This window comes from Gluconacetobacter tumulisoli, from assembly GCF_014174155.1.
GTDB lineage: Bacteria > Pseudomonadota > Alphaproteobacteria > Acetobacterales > Acetobacteraceae > Gluconacetobacter > Gluconacetobacter tumulisoli.
In genome coordinates this window covers 125,339-142,503 of record NZ_JABEQM010000007.1, presented here as the reverse complement: position 1 = coordinate 142,503, position 17,165 = coordinate 125,339, and the positions used below count along the sequence as shown (strand labels likewise).

Sequence of the window (17,165 nt, the reverse complement as noted above, 5' to 3'; positions counted from 1 at the left end):
GCATATTCCCCGCTTTCGGCGCCACCGACCCGGACAGCGTGCCGCCGCCCCGCAGGACCGGCCTGCGCGGCAGCCATCCCGGCGCGTTCGAAGCCGCCCATGCCTTGCGCGACGGTACCCTTCGGCCGACCGGCGGGCACGACGACGGCGAACTCTACGATCTCGTCGTGGTCGGCGGCGGCCTCAGCGGCCTGGCCGCCGCCCATTTCTTCCACCGCTACGCAGGGTCGGGCAAATCCGTCCTGATCCTCGAAAATCATGATGATTTCGGGGGGCACGCCAAACGCAACGAATTCGTCGTCGACGGCCGCCTCCTGGCCCTCAACGGCGGCACGCTCGAAATCGAATCCCCTGCCCGCTACAACGAATGGGCAAAACGCATACTCGACGAGATCGGTGTCGATATTTCCGCCTACCTGCGCGAGAACCGGCGGGAGGCCGGCCTGCACGAACGGCTCGGCATGGATCGCGCCTTTTTCTTCGACCGGGAAAGCTGGGCCTCCGACGCACTCGTTCCCAGACACGTCCCGCCCGGCACATCCTGGTACGGCTTCGGCCCCGATTTCGTCGCGAACGCGCCGCTCGGCGAAAAAGCCCGCGCCGATCTGGCCAGGCTGCTGGCGTCGCGGCAACCCGACTATCTCGCCGGTGCCAGCGTCGCGGAAAAGAAGAAGCGCCTCGCGACCATGGCCTACGACCGCTATCTGCTTGATTGCGCCAAGGTCGATCCGTCCGTCGCGTGGATCTTCAGCAAGGCCGGGGCGGGCGTCTTCTGTGTCGGCGCCGATGCCATGCCGGCCCTGTTTGCCTGGGCGATGGGCTATCCCGGTTTTTCCGGCCTCGGATTGGGTGAACTGCCCGAAGGCCTGTTGTCCGATCTTCCCGGCGGACAGCACGGCAGGCAGGCCGAAAGCGGTGAGTCCGTGCATTTTCCGGACGGAAACGCCACCCTGGCCCGCCTCCTGGTCGCCTCGCTCGTCCCTGGCGCCACCAGGGCGCGGACCCAGGATGAGATGGGAACGGCGACATTCGACTATGCGAGGCTGGATCTCGCCGGCAATCCGACGCGCATCCGCCTGTCCACCCTGGCATTGAACGTCGCGCATGACGGGCCGCCCGATCAGGCCGAAACCGTCTCCATCCTCTGCGCCCCGGCCGGCAACCCGCATCCGGATACGATCACCCGCATTCGCGCCCGGCAGGTCGTGCTTGCCTGCTGGAACATGGTCATCCCCTATCTCGTGCCGACCATGCCGGCGCATCAGAAGGACGCCCTCGCCTACGGCGTCAAGGGGCCGATCGTCTACGCCAACGTCGCGATCCGGAACTGGCGCGCCTTTCATGAACTTCGTGTCGCCGAGGTCGATTGTCCGACATTGTATTTCGAACAGGTGCAGCTTGCCGAAGCGGCGTCGCTCGGCGGCCTCAAGGCGCCATCCGACCCCGCGATGCCGAACGTCGTGCGCATGATCAAGACCTTCGGGGCGCCCGGCCTGCCGACGAAACGCGATCAGCATCGCGCCGGCCGCGCCATGCTCCTTGCCACCTCCTTCGACACCTTCGAGAGGGAAATACGGGGACAACTGCAACATATCCTCGGACCAGGCGGCTTCGACGCGGACAGGGACATCGCGGCGATCACCGTCAATCGCTGGCCGCACGGCTACGCCTATACCTACAACAGTCTCTACGACCCGCCCGAATGGGTTTTCACCGCATCGGAAAGCCGCCCCTGCGTCACCGGCCGCCAGCCCTTCGGCCGCATCGCCATCGCCAATGCGGATTCCGCCGCCAGTCCCCATACCGACGCCGCGTTCGAGGCCGCTCATCGCGCCGTCGCCGAACTGCTCGACCGCCAGGTTTTTCCCTTCGTCCCGCCATCCCCCGGTCCGGCCACCTTCTGAACCGGATGCCCGCCCCGGCAGGCGACAGTGCATCACCCGTGGAAAGAGGTTTCCGAAATGAAAAGATCCTCCATAACACGACGAGACTTCATAAACGGTGTCTCCGCCGTCACGCTCTCCGGCCTGCTGGGCGGATCATACGCCGCCTCGGCAGCGGATTCCACCACCGCCCGCGCCGACGATCCGCCGCTGAAGCAGGGTCTGCGCGGCCAGTATCCCGGTTCGTTCGAAATCGCCCATGTCGCACGCGACGGCGGCTTCACCGGGCCCGTTCAGGCCCGCGACACCGGCGAACATTACGATCTTGTCGTTGTCGGCGGCGGAATTTCCGGGCTCAGCGCCGCCTGGTTCTATCGTCGCGCGCTCGGGCCGGCCACGCGCGTTCTCGTCATCGACAATCACGACGATTTCGGCGGCCATGCCAAAAGAAACGAGTACCGCATCCAGGGGCGCACGCTGCTGTCCTATGGCGGCACGATGAGCATCGAATCGCCCTTCCCCTACAGCTTCACGGCAAAGTCGCTGCTTTCCGAGCTCGGCGTCGACCTGTCCCGCACCGGCGGAATCGAGCAGCCCAGGATATTCTCCGGCATGAATCGGGGTGTCTTCTTCGACAGCGACCATTTCACGGCCGATCGCATCCTGGCGGGCTATACACCGAATGCACCGGCGTCGTTCTGGAAGGACGCCCCGCTGGACGAACCGTCCCGCCGGGCGCTCATCCATCTGCACGACCCGCGCGTCAACTTCCTGCCCGGCATGACGCCGCGGGCCCGCCGGGTTCTCCTGCAATCCATCAGCTATGAAACCTTTCTTCGAAACTACGCGAAACTGCCCGACCAGGCCGTCGCCTTCTTCCATGGCGACGGATATCGCAACAACATGCGTGTCGACAGCTGTCCCGCCTTCATGGCCATGCGCTACGGCGCGCCGGGCTTCGCGGGCATGGGGATCGAGCAGGACCCGGTCGACGATTCCCCTGTCTTTCATTTCCCCGATGGCAACGCCTCCATCGCCCGCCTGCTCGTCAGCCAGCTGGTTTCCGCAGTCTTCGGAACGCCGCAGAACATGGAAAGCATCGTAACGGCGCAGGCGGATTACGGCGAACTGGACAGGGCCGGATCGCCGGTCCGCATCCGGCTCGGACAGATGGTTGTGCGGGTCGAACATGTCGGGGGGGCCAGCGCGCAGGACAAGGCCGCCGGAAAGGCGCCGGTGCGTATCGTGTATCAGAAGCCGGACGGCTCCGACCCGGCACGCCATGCGGTCACGGCCGAGAACGTGGTCCTGGCCTGCTTCAACAACATCATTCCCTACATCGTTCCGGAATTGCCCGACCCTCAGAAAGAGGCGCTGAAATATCCGTCGAAGGTGCCGATGATGTACACCAGCGTCGTCCTCGGCAACTGGCGTGCCTGGAAGCAGGCCGGCATCAGCAGCCTCAGCGTTCCGCACGGCTACTATCAGCACCTGCTTCTCGACAGCCCGGCGCGCTTCGGCGCATTCGAGACAGTACTTTCGCCCGACGAGCCCGTCACGCTCCACATGCTGCGCAATCCGAATTTTCCCGGCCATCCGCGCAAGGAACAGAACCGCATGGGCCGGGCGGAAATGCTCGCGACATCGTTCGAGACCATAGAGAAGGAAACGCGTGCGCAGCTTCAGCGCATTTTCGGACCGCATGGTTTCAACGAGGAACAGGACATCCTCGGCCTGACCGTCAACCGGTGGCCGCATGGATACGCATACACATACGACACGCTTGGCGACCCCGAATTCCCGGAGGCCGAACAGCCGCATGTCGTCGGCCGCCGCCCCTTCGGCCGGATCGCCATCGCCAACGCGGATTCAGGTGCGTCGGCCTTTACGAATATCGCAATCGACGAGGCGGAACGCGCTGTCCAGGAATGCCTGGTCAGCCGGGGCTATACCTAGAAAGACACGTCTCCGAACGTTTCGACATCCCGCGCTGTCCCGCCGCAGCAAAGATAGGGTAATAATCATGGCATATACTCACCGCGCGACGTCGCGCCTGTCGTCATGCCTGCTCGTTCGCTGCTCCACAGGCATTTGCTCGGCCGTGCTTCTCACGTCCACCGCCTGGGCTGCCACCATGTCTCCCCAGGCATCCGCGACATCCCATCGGCATCATCCCGGACCGGCAGCGGCCGGTCCGGTTGCCGCTCGCCCGAACGCAGCCGCGCGAACACGGCATATGCCTCCGGCCGCACCGAGGCCGGACAGCGAATCCATAGTGGTGCAGACCAGCCGTGCGGTCTCGCACGGCAGCGAGGAAGCCGTCGGCAAGGCCGTCATGGAACAGTTCGTCGAAGGCACGAACCCGCTCAAGATCCTCGCCGCCCGCACGCCGGGCCTCAGCTTCAGTTCCAGCGACGCGCTGGGGCTCGACGCCTGGTCGAGCAGCCTCTACATGCGTGGCTTCTTCTGGGACCGGCTGGGCATGACGCTCGACGGCGTCCCGCTTAATGATCAGTCCTACAATACGATCAGCGGCCTGAATGTCAGCCAGGCCATCATCACCGATGATATCGGCTTTATGTCGGTCTCCCAGGGCGGCGGCGCCGTCGACGTTCCGTCGAACACCAATCTCGGCGGTGCGATCCGCTTCGTCAGCGACGACCCGGCGGATAAAATGGGCGGAAAAGTGTCGCAGGTTTTCGGAAGCAATTCCTCCTTCCGGACGTACGGCCGTTTTGACACCGGCGCGATGAACCGGACCGGCACGAAGATGTACCTGGCCTATGCACGCTCCGACACGCAGAAATGGAAGGGCTACGGCAACCAGCTCGGGCAACAGGCGGAGGCGAAGCTTGTCCAGCCCGTCAATAACGCGTCCAGGGTGTCCGCCTTCATGAACTGGTCGAACAACTCGCAGTGGGGTTATGCCGACCAGTCTCTTGAAATCCTGAACAAGCTTGGCTGGCGCACGGAGTATTTCTATCCCGACTACGCCACCGCCTATCACGTCGCCCAGGGAACCTACCTTCCGCCGGGATACGACAAGATCACCGGTCAGGAACCCTGGTCGGTCAGCCTCTATGACGGCGGGCAGCATCAGGTTTCCTATCTCGGCGCGCTCAATCTCGATTTCGAGATGACCGATCACCTGCGCTGGCAAACCAACTTCTATGGAAACAGCGAAGTCCTCTACACCACCTACGGCGATCCGTGGCAGCCCTCGGCCACCGGGGCCCCCTTCTCGGAACAGGTATGGGAATCGCGGGAGGTCCGCTACGGCATGACATCGGCCGTCCGCTACGACATCGCGCGCAACAGCTTGAACACCGGAATCTGGCTGGAAAACAACAATCAGGAATCAGGGCAGTATTTCTTCAACGAGCCGCTTCTGGGACAGGGCGCGCCGCTCAAGACCGTAGGGCCGTACAACACGTACGGTCCTGCCTTCCTGACATCCTATGACTTCAAATGGACGACCAACACCTTCCAGTATTTCCTGGCAGATACCTATCATGTCCTGAAAAACCTGGATATCCACGCCGGGTTCCGCAGCATGATCGTCAGCACGTCGGGCGGTGCGAATTACAACAACACCGATTACACCGGTGAGGCCGCGCTGGCGAACGGCGGCATGACCGCCGCGTCCGCCTTCCTGCCCAACGTCAGCGCGAACTGGCGGTTTCTCCCCGGTCACGAACTGTATTTCGACGTGGCCGAGAACATGCGGGGCTATGCCGTCGCGCCCTGGGGCAGCGGCTCGCTCTGGGGCGTGCAGAATCAGGACGCCTTCAGGACGCTCCAGCATTCGGTTAAACCGGAAAAGGATTGGGTCTACCTCGTCGGATACCGCTACACTTCGCCTGTCGTGACGGCCTCGCTGGACGGTTATCACGCCGACGTCCGCCACAGGCTTCAGCAGGCGACGGAGGGCACGCTGAATTTCCCCATCACGACCATGGTCGATACCGGCAGCATCTCGATGTACGGGATGGACGCGGGACTGACCCTTCGACCGTTCCGGGGCCTCTCCATCTACAACAGCGTGAGCTACAATCATTCCACCTACGGTCGCGACCTCGTTGAACCGGACGCCGTCTACGCCATGAAGGGCAAGAAGGTCGTCAATTTTCCGCAGGTCATGTACAAAGCCAGCCTGAGCTATGCTTGGAAAGGCGCCGAAGCGCATATCGACGCCAATTACTACTCGAAACGCTATTTCTCCTACGTTAACGATACGTCCGTCCCCGCTTACTGGCTCGTGACGCTCGGGGCGAAGTACCATTTCGGAGAGTACGGGCCGCTGAAGAATCTGTCCGTCGGGTTCAACGTCTATAATCTGCTGAATACGAAATATATTTCGATGATGGGCGAAAACGGCAACCCGCTGAGCGGCGACTATCAGTCGCTGGAGCGCGGCGCGGTCCGGCAGTTTTTTGGTACCGTCAGCGCGTCATTCTGAATGGGCCGGAGAAGCTTGCGCCGGACCATCCGCGGGGCCTGTCAGCTTCCGGATGCGATCAATGGTGCAGCATTCCCATGCCGGCCTGCATGCCCGTCTGCATGGCGGTGCGGAGAATATCGGACCAGACGCCCTGGCCGCCTCCCCTGCCGCCGGCCGAGCGGTTTCCGCGTGGACCGTCGATGACGGGCAGGCCATCATCGTCGCGTGCCGGAGGCGGCGAGGCGCATCCGGCCAGGAGGGCCAGGCCGCACAGAAACGGCAACGTGCGCTTCATGGGGAACGGGACGTCAACGCGGATCGCCAATCTGGATATCCGAAGAGGTAACGGTCTCCTGCCTGTCGGACGTCCTGCCTGGCGCGGCAGAGGATTGTCGGTCCGGCCCATCGCCCGGGCGCGGTCCGCAGCGGCCCGGGCCACCCTGTCGGTGGCCGGAATCAAAACCGCCGCCGAAACGGCCGCCCATCATGCCGCCACCGGGGGACCCCAGGCCGCCGCCATGCAGGCCACCGAACCCGCCGTGACCGCCCTCTCCTGTCCGCGATCCTGGTGGTCCACGCCGGCATTGCGACGGATTTTCGTCCGGGGACGGGCTGCAGGCCCCCAAGGTCGCAAGAAGGGCCAGGCAGCCAAGTATCGACGTCCTGAAGCCTGTCTGAAAATATGGGCCGACGGCAATCCGACGCGCGTTTCCTGCATTGCGCTCCGGCGTCCGAAAATACACGCCGGGCGCGGCGCGGCCCGCATTTTCAAACAGCCTCCTGCGCCTCATGCCTTTTTCCTGCCGAAGGTCGACCGGTCCATTGCAGGGCAGGCACGCGATATGACGGACTGGTTCGGCATCGGATACTCCCTGTTCGGGCCGAGGTCATCATCGTTGAAAAGGGCGTGGGGGACGAGCCTCGGGAATGTCACGAAATGTGATAATCCGATGCTGTTTCTGCGCTGTACGAAACATATCGTTCAATACCCCGGCCCGGGGTCAGGGGGTGCCGGCCCGCCGGAAGAAGCTGAACTGCGTCGGTTCGAAATCGCCGAAATCATTGCCGACGTAATAGGTGCAGTCCAGGCTTGAAAACGTCTTGTCGCGATAGCGGACGGTGCATGTGCTTCGCGGCGCCGTCGTCGAACGAAAGGCGTTGATGCCGAAATCCAGATGCGTGAAGCGGGATTTCAGCGTGCGCAGGGCATAGGTGGCGTGGTCGTCGTCCTCGTCCAGGAGGTCGCCGTCGAGAGAGGCCGGACTGCCGTCCTTCAAAAGGTTCGTCATGTCGATCGTCAGGCTGCCGTTCCCGATCGTGACGCCGAGGCGGGAGCATGCGAACCGGCCGCCGCACTGCCCGGAATAATATGTCGGCGACGCCCCGTCCTTGACGTCATCGGTCAGGAGTGTGGCCGCGCAGCTTGGAACCACGACCGATTCCAGAGAAAGGCAGGCCAATCCAGCAAAGATATGCCGCAGCATGAGCGTTCCATCGTGACAAGGATACCCCTGTCACGATAAGGCGCCCGGCCCCGAAGTCATGATTCAAAGAGAAACAATATGTCCGGCCTCGAGATCCCGGAATGACCGGATGTCAAATGCTGGGGTCCAAGGGGCAAAGCCCCTTGAGTTCCTCTTACTCCCCACCCCGTTCGGCAGCGCTCTCCGCGCGAATGGCGGCGAATTCGGAGCCCGCCTTCCACTGCGGCCAGTCATGCGAGAATGCGACAGCGCGCCCGACCTGGTAGACCAGCGCCGCGTCCTCGGCCGCGCCGCGCAGGTCCCAGTTCGCGCTCCAGGCATCGCAGGCCTGATGGTAGCAGGCCATATAGGCCTTCAGCCATGCCTCGCCGGCCGGGACCCCGCCCGACAGAAGGTCGTAGGGGCCGGCCATGTCCATCATTGCGACGACGGGCACGCCTGCGCGGGCGAAGGGCAGATGGTCGGCGCGATAGAACGCGCCGCGTTCGGGCCGGGTCTCGGGCTGCACGGTGCGACCCTGCGAAACGGCGGCGGTCGCGAGGTCGTCCTGCAGGCTGTCCTGCCCGGCGCCGATGACGAAGGCATTATGGGCGGGGCCGGCCATCTGCAGCACGTCGATGGTGAAATTCGCCGCCGTCTTCGCCAGCGGCGCCAGCGGATGCGCCGCGTACCATGTCGAACCCAGCAACCCGCGTTCCTCGGCCGTCCAGGACGCGAACATCACCGTCCGGGCCGGTTTCGGACCGGCCTTGAACGCACGGGCGATTTCCAGGACGGCGGCGATTCCCGACCCGTCGTCGATGGCGCCACGCCGGATCACCGGCCGGCCCTGCGTGTCGGTACCGACGCCGAAGGCATCCCAATGTGCGCCGTACATGACGGTCTCGCCGGGATATTTCGCGCCGGTCAGCTTGCCGATGACATTGTGGCTGCGCAGATGGGCGACCGAAACCGGAACATCCGCGGTCAGGGTCGCGCCCGGAATCGTCACGGGCTGGAACGCCGGGTCGCGCGCCTTCACGCGCAGGGTCGCCAGGTCCAGTCCGGCGCGGGCGAACAGGCGCGTCGCGGCGTCGCCTTCCAGCCAGCCCTGAAGCGGCACCGGCCTGTCGGTCGTGTTGTCGCGCACGATATCGAACGCCTCGCCACCCGGCGCGATCACCGTCGTCCAGGGATAGGAGGCGCCCGGCGTATCATGCACGATCAGCGCGCCGATGGCGCCGCGCCGCGCGGCCTCCTCATATTTATAGGTCCAGCGGCCGTAATAGGTCATCGTCCGGCCGCCGAACCGTCCGGCGACGGGTTCGCCCGGCCTGGCGTCGAAATCCGGATCGTTGATCAGGAAGACGGCAATCTTGCCTTTGAGATCGACATTTTTATAATCGTCCCACTGGCGTTCGGGTGCATGCACCCCATACCCCACGAAGACCATCGGCGCGGAATCGATCCGGATCCGCTCGACCGGCGACAGGGTCGCCAGATAGACGTCCTTCTTCAGCTCCAGCGGCATGGCCGCCCCGCCGATCGTGACGTCGAGCCGCGACGGCGTCCCGATCCGTGTCCGCAGCAGCGGCACCTCCTGGGTCCAGCCGCCGGCCTCGCCACCGGGTTCCAGCCCGATCTTTCGATATTGTGCGATCAGCCAGGCGACCGTCCGGGCCTCGCCTTCCGTTGCGGGGGAACGGCCCTGGAAGTCGTCGGAGGCAAGCGTGCCGATCGCGGCCGACATGCGGGCCGGATCGACCGGCGCCCAGGGGGAGGACGCGGGCGGGGCCGCGTGCGCGGACGTCAGCGTCGCAAGGGCCACGACGGGAATCAGGGCTGCGAACGGACGACGAGAAATCATGGAATGCATCTCCGGTCAGGGCGTATGGCGCGTGCGCCGGGCTTTGAATGATCTGATGAGGATTTTTTTAAGGTCGGGCACTGCCCGAACCCGCCAAAGGCCAGGGGCCTTTGGAAACCAATCCGCTGATTCAGGATCGGGGTCCAGGGCCTCCGGCCCTGGTGGGTTCGGGCAAAGCCCGACCTGGGGGCCGCGGCCCCCTTGGGTTCCTAGTGCGACAGGCTGGTGAACAGCGACAGGTAATAATCGATCGCCAGCGGAATACCGGCGATGGGCGTGCGCTCGTTCAGGCCATGGCTGAAATTCTCGGATTCCTTGATGAAGAGCGCGCTCACGCCATAGCTGGGCACGTGGGCATTGCGAAACCACATGCTGTCGCTGGCGCCCGACGACATGCTGGGAAACACCGGAACCCCGGGATAGGTCTCGTTCATCGCCTTGTCCACGGCCGAGATGAGGTCCTGGCGCATGGGCGAGGCGTCGGTGGCCACCGAACCCGTGGTGACGTCGGCGAAATGTACGTTCGGATCGGCGGCGACCTTTTCCAGTTCCGCCATGATGGCGGCACGAGGATGGCCGGGGAAGATGCGGCAATTGATATTGGCGGTCGCGCGTTGCGGCAGGGCATTGAGCGCGTGGCCGCCATTGATCATGGTCACCACGCAGGTCGTGCCGATCTTGCCGATCATGGACGGGTCGGCGGTCAGGGTGGCGATAGCCTTCCTGTCGGCGGGATTCGCGGCAAAGGCGCGCATCGCGATGCCGATTTTCCCGGGCTCCCATTTCGCGGCGTTCAGGAAATAGCTGCGGGTCAGGTCGTTCAGTTCGGGCTTGAACTGATAATGCTGGATCCGCAACAGCGCGGCGGCCAGCTGGTCGATCGCGTTTTCGGCACGCGGTTCCGACGAATGGCCCCCCGGATTGGTGACTGTCATTTCAAAATCGGCGTAGCTCTTTTCGGCGCCCTTCCAGGTGAAGTAATCGGGCTTGCCGGTATGTTCGTCCAGGACGCCGCCGCCGCCGTCGATGTTGAGCACGAGGTCGGCATTCGACAGCTTGCCGGCGATGATCGCGCTGGTCTTCATCGTCGTTTCCTCGTCGCCCGAGAATTCGATGATGATATCGCGGCGGGGCTTGTATCCCTCCCGTCTCAGCTCGTTCAGCGCGGCGATGGCCAGCGTGCCGTCCAGCTTCATGTCCGTCGCGCCCCGGCCGAACAGGTAGCCGTTTTCGACCACCGGCTTGAACGGATCGCGCTGCCAGTCGGACGGCTTGGCTTCGACCACGTCCATGTGCCCCGAAATGACCAGCGGCTTCAGCGACGGATCGCTTCCGGGCCAGCGCGCGATCAGGTAGGCCGTGTCGTCGACGGGCGTGATCGTGATATTTTGATCGGAAAAGCCGCCCGCGACCAGCGCCGCCTTGTAGAGCGTCGCGACCTGGGGCGTCTGGTTGCCGGGTCCGATGACCGACCGCAGCGCGATGGCCTTTTCCGCGAGGTCGAGCGCCTGGCTGTCGGCCTGGGGATGTTCCACGGGGGCCGCATGGGCGGCGCCCGCCATCGTCGCTGTCATCGTGGCCGCCATTGCCATGGCGGTTATCGCTATCCGCATCGAAACGCTCTCCTGTCCAATGCGCCAGAGTAACGTCATTTGGGTGATGTGCGCCAGTGACGCCGTCCACCCGACAGGTGTGGTCTGGGACGTTGCCAGAAGAGTGTTGACGAATTCCATAAAGGCACGGGCTTTCGCGCGGGTCGGGTGGGCCCCGGGAAAGACCGCCCACAGGTCGATCGCCGGCAGCGCCCAGTCCTCCAGCACGCGCGGGACGCGGCCATTTGCCAGTTCTGGCGCGGAATATCCAGTCGGAGGCGATGGTCAGTCCCAGGTCGGCCAGGGGCGCGGCCTGGATACCCTCGGCGGCGCCGAGGCGCAGGCGCCCGTGCAGCGTCAACGGGCAGACGCGCGTCCCTGCCGGAATGTCCAGGTGGTGGCCCGGCCTTGGGTGTAGATCAGGGCGCACGGGGCGATTGCCTCGTAAGGTCGGGCGCTGCCCGAACCCGGCAAGGGCCTCGGCCCTTGCATCCCGTTCGTGTCCCGGTTTTCCAAACGGGTGGGGCAAGGGTTTGCCTACGGCTGCGCCCGTTTCGACCTGTAGATAAAAAATGGAAATAAACAGTTTATATTGTTTCTATTTATCCAGGACAGGCAGGACGATACGGTTTCGAACAGACAGGCCGGCGATGATCGCAGCAGGTGCGAGGCTCCCCGGTCCGCAGAACATAGAAACCGGAAAGCCTCTGCCATGTTCACGATAAACGCATTTTCCCGCGACGCGCTTCTTTTGACCGCCCGTCTCCTTCTGGCAACATTGTTCCTGGTGATGGGCTGGGGAAAGCTGAGCGATTTCGGCGGCGCCGTCGCCTATATGGCGCAGACCCATGCCCCGTTTCCGGAACTGGCGGCGGTTCTTGCGACTGTGACGGAACTGGGGATCGGGCTGGCCATCGTGGCGGGGGTGCTGACCACGCCGCTGGCCCTGATCCTGGCGGCCTACACGCTGATTACCGGCCTGATCGGTCATCCATTCTGGAACATGTCCGGCATGCTGCGCTATGACAACATGATCCATTTCTACAAGAATATCAGCATTATCGGCGGCCTGTTGGCGCTGGCCGCCACAGGGCCGGGCCGCTTCGCCCTGGCTTTTGGCCAGCGCACCGGAAGCGACATCCGGCGATAAGGCCGCCTGGCCTGCCGGATAGGCTATCGCGTCTGCTGCCGTGCCGCCCCTTGCGATCCGCCCCGCAGCATGCATGCCGCAATCGACAGCGGACGCAGGGCCGGATAAGAATTTTCGCGGATCCACGAGATGGGAAACGGGTGCGGATGTTTTTTCTGGGGCTGGGACTGTTCCTGATCGCGCTGTGTTCGCTGAAGCCCGTTACGAGATGGCTGCAGGCCCGGGCGGACGAAGCCACAGAGCGCGCACGCAAACTCCGGCTGGAAAATGACCGGATGGAGAGGGAACGACGCGGCACGTATTGAGGGGGTGGAAGAACGCGCCTGCACCCTTCGATCGATGAATCGTTCTGCCGCTGCGGCGGTACGATCGAAAAACGAATTATGGGGGAGGCTCCATGGTGGGCGCACAAGGACTCGAACCTTGGACCCGCTGATTAAGAGTCAGCTGCTCTACCAACTGAGCTATGCGCCCATGGAGTTGGCCCTTTCGGGTGACGCGCTTCTAACAGCGCACCACGGGGAGGGCAAGGGGGTTTATTGAAAAAAATCCCCCGTTTCCCGATGGCCCGTCATCCGTTCAGGCGGGACAGTACCGCATCGAACTGATCCAGCGAATGATAGAGGATGCGGATCGATCCCCCCTTCCCGTCGAACGCGATCTGCACCTTCAGGCCCAGCCGGGCCGACAGGTCACGCTCCAGCACCTGGATTTCAGGGTCCTTGCGCTCGGCGGCGGCGGGTGCGGCCTTTTGCGGCTGACGGGCGGATTTCTGGATCAGGGCCTCGGTCTGGCGGACGTTCAGCCCCTGGTCCAGGACGATCTTCAGCGCCGCCACGGGGTCGGGATGGGCCAGCAGCGCGCGGGCGTGGCCCGCGGTCAGGTCGCCGTTGCGCAGGGCGCTGCGCACGGCCCCTGGCAGGTTCAGCAACCGGACCATGTTGGCGACATGGGACCGCGACTTACCCAGTGCGCCGGCCAGTTCTTCCTGCGTTAGGCGATAATCCTGCAGCAGCCGCTGCAGGCCCTCGGCTTCCTCGATCGCGTTCAGGTCGGCGCGTTGCAGGTTCTCGACCAGGGCGGCGGCCATCGCGTCGCCGTCATCCAGCGCGCGGATATGCACCGGAACCTCGTGCAGCGCGGCCATCTGCGCCGCGCGCCAGCGCCGTTCGCCGGCGATGATCTGGAAGACGTTTTCGCGTTCGGGGTGCGGGCGGACCAGGATCGGTTGCAGGATGCCGCGCGTGCGGATCGAATCCGCCAGTTCGTTCAGGGCCTCGGGTTCCATCGCCTGGCGCGGCTGGAAGGGGCCGGGTTCCAGAAGGTCGACAGGCAGGGTGCCGCCCCGGTCCCCGGTCGCCTTGCCCGACACGCTGGCGATCGCGGGTGCCTGGTCGCCCAGCAGCGCCGCCAAGCCCCGGCCCAGGCGCGGACGGGCCTGATCCTTCTTCGTGCTCATGCCCGTGCGGCCTTCCGTTTGGGTTTGCTGACGCCCATCCGGGCCATCACCTCTTCGGCCATGGCCTGATAGGCCATCGCACCGCTGGATTTCGGGTCGTAGGTCATGGCCGGGCGACCATGGCTCTGGGCCTCGGAAATGCGGATATTGCGCGGGATCAGGGTGTCCATCACCTGATCACCGAAGAAGCCGCGCGCGTCGGCGGCCACCAGTTCCGACAGGTTGTTTCGCCGGTCGTACATGGTCAGCACGATGCCTGCGACATGCAGGCTGGAATTGAAGGCGCGGCGCACGCGATCGACCGTTCGCACCAGTTGGCTGATGCCTTCCAGCGCGAAGAATTCGCATTGCAGGGGCACGATGACCCCATCGGCCGCCACCAGGGCGTTCAGGGTCAGCAGGCCCAGGCTGGGCGGGCAGTCGATCAGGATCAGATCGAATCCCTGCCCGGCCCGCGCGATGGCGTCGCGCAGCCGGAATTCCCGCCGGTCCTGCATGACCAGTTCCAGTTCCGCGCCAGCCAGTTCGGTATCCGCCGCGATGATCGACAGGTTCGGAATTTCGGTGGCCTGGATCAGCTCGTCCGGCCCGGTCTCGTCCATCAGCAGGGCATAGGTGCCCAGGCGGCGGGCGTCATAGCCGACACCCAGCCCGGTGGAGGCATTGCCCTGCGGATCGATGTCGATCAGCAGGACCGAAAATCCCTGCTCCGCCAGTCCGGCGGCCAGGTTGATCGCCGTCGTGGTCTTGCCGACGCCGCCTTTCTGGTTCGCGAGGGCAAGAATACGAGGAGCGCGCACGGCGTCATGGACCCGCTGCACGTTCTTCTGAGTGTCTGACACGCCTGATATCGCCCAATCTGAGTATGGTACCGTCCGCGTTGGTGCGGCTTGGTAATCGGGATACGGCCATGTGCCAGCCGGCAGCGGCCGAGGTCAACTCATCCTCGACGTTTCTGCCCTTCAGGAACAGACAAAATCCATCCGGGACCAGAAAACGGGTGGCCCAGTCCAGCAATTGCGGCAGGGCGGCCAGCGCACGGGCGGTGACGACCTGCACCGGCGCGATGTCCGCGCGTTCGATCCGTTGGGCGACGACGGTCACGCGCACGCCTGCCACCCGGGCGGCCTCACGCAGGAAGGCGGCCTTGCGGACATCGGATTCGATCAGGGTCACCTCGGCCTCGGTCGCCATGGCGATGATCAGGCCAGGGAAGCCGCCGCCCGATCCCATGTCCGCCAGCCGGACCCCCGGCGGAATCAGGCTGGCCAGTTGCAGGCTGTCGGCGATGTGGCGGTCCCACAGATGCGGCAGGTCGCGCGGCGACACCAGGTTGATCCGTCCGTTCCAGCGGGTCAGGATCTCGGCGAACAGATCCAGCCGCCGGCGCAGGTCGGGCGACAGCATGGCATCGTCCCCCGCGTTCGGTTTCACGTGAAACATCACGCTACCTGCCGCAGGTGCGACAGCAGCGCCACCAGCGCTGATGGCGTGACGCCGGGAATGCGCTGCGCCGCGCTGAAGCTGGCGGGACGGGCGGCGGCCAGGCGTTCCTGCATTTCGGTGCTCAGCCCGCCGATGCGGCGATAATCGAGGTCATGGGGCAGCACGATGCGCGTGTCGGCCTCCAGTTGTCGGATCTCGCGCGCCTGGCGAGACAGATAGCCGCTATAGCGGGCCTCGGTTTCGACATGGCAGCGGACGCGCGTCGGCAGGTCGGCGAACCAGGGGGCGATGCGGTCGATGGCCTCAGGCGCCGCCGCCGTGGCCAGGACGTCCAGCAGGCTGCGCCGCCGCCCGTCGGCGGACACCGGGACCCCGGCCTGGTTCAACCTGTCCGGCAGGAAGCTCTCGTCGCCCGCGCGTCGCATCGCGCCGTCGATCGCGTCGCGGTCGGCCTGGAACAGACGCGCGCGCGTCGACCCCACGCAACCCCAATCCAGCCCGCGTCCGGTCAGGCGCAGGTCGGCATTGTCCGCACGCAGGCTCAGCCGGTATTCGGCGCGGGAGGTAAACATGCGATAGGGTTCGGAAACGCCCTGCGTGGTCAGATCGTCGATCATGACGCCGATATAGGCTGCCCCCCGGTCGATGCTGACGGGGGCTGACCCGCCGGCCCGCCGGGCCGCGTTGATGCCCGCCAGCAGGCCCTGGGCGCCCGCTTCTTCATAGCCGGTGGTGCCGTTGATCTGCCCCGCCAGGAACAGGCGCGGCAGGGCGGCCAGTTCCAGGCCTGGCGTCAGTTCGCGCGGGTCGACGAAATCATATTCCACCGCATAGCCGGGACGCACGATGGTGCAATGTTCCAGCCCGGGGATGGACCGGATCATCTCGGCCTGCACGTCGGCCGGCAGGCTGGTGGAAATGCCGTTCGGGTAGACCAGGTCGCCGCCCGGATTGCCCGGCAGGGCCTCGGGTTCCAGGAAGATCTGGTGACTGTCGCGTTCGGCGAAGCGGACCACCTTGTCCTCGATCGAGGGGCAATAGCGCGGCCCCCGCCCCGCGATGGCTCCACCATAGACAGCCGACAGATGCAGATGCGCGCGGATCAGCTCATGCGTGCGCGCCGTGGTGGCGGTGATCCGGCATGACAATTGCGGGTTGGTGATGGCGGCGGTCAGTCGGCTGAACGGTTCGGGCATCGCATCGCCCGGGTCTTCGGCCAGATTGTCCCAGTCGATGGTCGCGCGATCCAGGCGCGCGGGCGTGCCGGTCTTCAGCCGCCCCATCGTCAGGCCCAGCGCCTGCAACCGCTGGCCCAGGGCCTGGGCCGGTGCCTCGCCAACCCGTCCGGCGGGGGTGCTGTCATGCCCGATATGGATCACGCCGCGCAGGAAGGTCCCCGCCGTCAGCACCACGGCGCCGGCGCGCAGATGCCGCCCGTCCTCGCACACCACGCCGGCCGCGTGGCCGGCGGCATCCAGGACCAGGTCGCCGGCGGCCCCTTCCGCGATATCCAGGTTCGGGGTTTCGGCCAGAAGGTCGCGGATGGCCTGGCGATAGAGCGACCGGTCGGCCTGGGCGCGCGGCCCGTGCACCGCCGGCCCTTTCGAGCGGTTCAGCAGCTTGAAATGGATGCCGGCGCGGTCGGCCGCCTGCCCCATCAGCCCGTCCAGCGCATCGATCTCGCGCACCAGGTGGCCCTTGCCGATGCCGCCGATCGCCGGGTTGCAGGACATGGCGCCGATCGTATCCAGCCGGTGCGTCAGCAGCAGCGTCCGTGCCCCGCAGCGCGCGGCGGCGGCGGCGGCCTCACATCCCGCATGGCCGCCCCCGATGACGATGACGTCGTGCTCGCCCTTCACCCGAG

13 protein-coding genes and 1 tRNA gene are annotated in these 17,165 nt (G+C 65.1%); 5 read left to right on the top strand and 9 right to left on the bottom strand.

Annotated features, from left to right (window positions below):
- Positions 1-38: 38 nt before the first annotated feature.
- The 3 genes from HLH28_RS10300 (at position 39) to HLH28_RS10290 (ending at position 6,342) form a co-directional block, all read left to right on the top strand.
- Complete coding sequence (locus tag HLH28_RS10300; RefSeq protein WP_338029708.1) at positions 39-1,904, top strand: NAD(P)/FAD-dependent oxidoreductase; 1,866 nt, start codon at positions 39-41, stop codon at positions 1,902-1,904.
- A gap of 57 nt (positions 1,905-1,961) precedes the next feature.
- Positions 1,962-3,839, top strand: a complete 1,878-nt coding sequence (locus HLH28_RS10295; protein ID WP_182958578.1) for an NAD(P)-binding protein — start codon at positions 1,962-1,964, stop codon at positions 3,837-3,839.
- A gap of 319 nt (positions 3,840-4,158) precedes the next feature.
- A complete protein-coding gene (locus HLH28_RS10290) occupies positions 4,159-6,342 on the top strand; it encodes a TonB-dependent receptor (RefSeq protein WP_338029707.1) in 2,184 nt (727 codons plus the stop codon).
- Positions 6,343-6,400: 58 nt separating this feature from the next.
- Here the strand turns inward: HLH28_RS10290 and HLH28_RS10285 are convergent, their stop codons facing one another.
- The 4 genes from HLH28_RS10285 to HLH28_RS10270 form a co-directional block, all read right to left on the bottom strand.
- Positions 6,401-6,649: a hypothetical protein gene (locus HLH28_RS10285; protein ID WP_182958841.1), complete on the bottom strand. Its 249-nt coding sequence runs from the start codon at positions 6,647-6,649 to the stop codon at positions 6,401-6,403.
- Between the two features lie 676 nt (positions 6,650-7,325).
- A complete protein-coding gene (locus HLH28_RS10280) occupies positions 7,326-7,808 on the bottom strand; it encodes a hypothetical protein (RefSeq protein WP_182958571.1) in 483 nt (160 codons plus the stop codon).
- A 154-nt stretch (positions 7,809-7,962) separates the two neighbouring features.
- Positions 7,963-9,654, bottom strand: coding sequence for a M28 family metallopeptidase (locus tag HLH28_RS10275; RefSeq protein ID WP_246395937.1), 1,692 nt, complete (start codon positions 9,652-9,654; stop codon positions 7,963-7,965).
- Between the two features lie 209 nt (positions 9,655-9,863).
- Positions 9,864-11,267 carry a M20/M25/M40 family metallo-hydrolase gene (locus tag HLH28_RS10270; RefSeq protein ID WP_182958565.1) on the bottom strand — a complete coding sequence of 468 codons (1,404 nt, stop codon included), beginning with the start codon at positions 11,265-11,267 and terminating at the stop codon, positions 9,864-9,866.
- A 691-nt stretch (positions 11,268-11,958) separates the two neighbouring features.
- On the opposite strand from HLH28_RS10270, the gene HLH28_RS10265 reads away from it, so the two are divergent.
- Both HLH28_RS10265 and HLH28_RS10260 read left to right on the top strand, forming a co-directional pair.
- Positions 11,959-12,396, top strand: coding sequence for a DoxX family protein (locus HLH28_RS10265; protein WP_182958562.1), 438 nt, complete (start codon positions 11,959-11,961; stop codon positions 12,394-12,396).
- A gap of 146 nt (positions 12,397-12,542) precedes the next feature.
- Complete coding sequence (locus HLH28_RS10260) at positions 12,543-12,701, top strand: hypothetical protein (protein WP_182958560.1); 159 nt, start codon at positions 12,543-12,545, stop codon at positions 12,699-12,701.
- A gap of 93 nt (positions 12,702-12,794) precedes the next feature.
- On the opposite strand, the gene HLH28_RS10255 is transcribed toward HLH28_RS10260, so the two are convergent.
- The 5 genes from HLH28_RS10255 to mnmG form a co-directional block, all read right to left on the bottom strand.
- Positions 12,795-12,870 (bottom strand) — tRNA-Lys (locus HLH28_RS10255).
- Between the two features lie 97 nt (positions 12,871-12,967).
- A complete protein-coding gene (locus HLH28_RS10250; protein WP_182958557.1) occupies positions 12,968-13,855 on the bottom strand; it encodes a ParB/RepB/Spo0J family partition protein in 888 nt (295 codons plus the stop codon).
- Positions 13,852-14,697, bottom strand: coding sequence for a ParA family protein (locus tag HLH28_RS10245; protein ID WP_220790031.1), 846 nt, complete (start codon positions 14,695-14,697; stop codon positions 13,852-13,854). Before HLH28_RS10245 ends, HLH28_RS10250 begins: the two co-directional genes overlap by 4 nt.
- Entirely contained in the window at positions 14,660-15,298 is a 639-nt protein-coding gene (rsmG, locus tag HLH28_RS10240; RefSeq protein WP_182958554.1) for a 16S rRNA (guanine(527)-N(7))-methyltransferase RsmG, read from the bottom strand. Before rsmG ends, HLH28_RS10245 begins: the two co-directional genes overlap by 38 nt.
- A complete protein-coding gene (gene mnmG / locus HLH28_RS10235) occupies positions 15,298-17,160 on the bottom strand; it encodes a tRNA uridine-5-carboxymethylaminomethyl(34) synthesis enzyme MnmG (RefSeq protein WP_182958552.1) in 1,863 nt (620 codons plus the stop codon). Before mnmG ends, rsmG begins: the two co-directional genes overlap by 1 nt.
- Positions 17,161-17,165: the final 5 nt, after the last annotated feature.

Coding starts and splice junctions, on each gene's coding strand:
- HLH28_RS10295 (WP_182958578.1), top strand. CDS start 1,962: ATGAAAAGATCCTCCATAACACGACGAGACTTCATAAACGGTGTCTCC.
- HLH28_RS10280 (WP_182958571.1), bottom strand. CDS start 7,808: ATGCTGCGGCATATCTTTGCTGGATTGGCCTGCCTTTCTCTGGAATCG.
- HLH28_RS10275 (WP_246395937.1), bottom strand. CDS start 9,654: ATGATTTCTCGTCGTCCGTTCGCAGCCCTGATTCCCGTCGTGGCCCTT.
- HLH28_RS10270 (WP_182958565.1), bottom strand. CDS start 11,267: ATGCGGATAGCGATAACCGCCATGGCAATGGCGGCCACGATGACAGCG.
- HLH28_RS10265 (WP_182958562.1), top strand. CDS start 11,959: ATGTTCACGATAAACGCATTTTCCCGCGACGCGCTTCTTTTGACCGCC.
- HLH28_RS10260 (WP_182958560.1), top strand. CDS start 12,543: ATGTTTTTTCTGGGGCTGGGACTGTTCCTGATCGCGCTGTGTTCGCTG.
- HLH28_RS10250 (WP_182958557.1), bottom strand. CDS start 13,855: ATGAGCACGAAGAAGGATCAGGCCCGTCCGCGCCTGGGCCGGGGCTTG.
- rsmG (WP_182958554.1), bottom strand. CDS start 15,298: ATGTTTCACGTGAAACCGAACGCGGGGGACGATGCCATGCTGTCGCCC.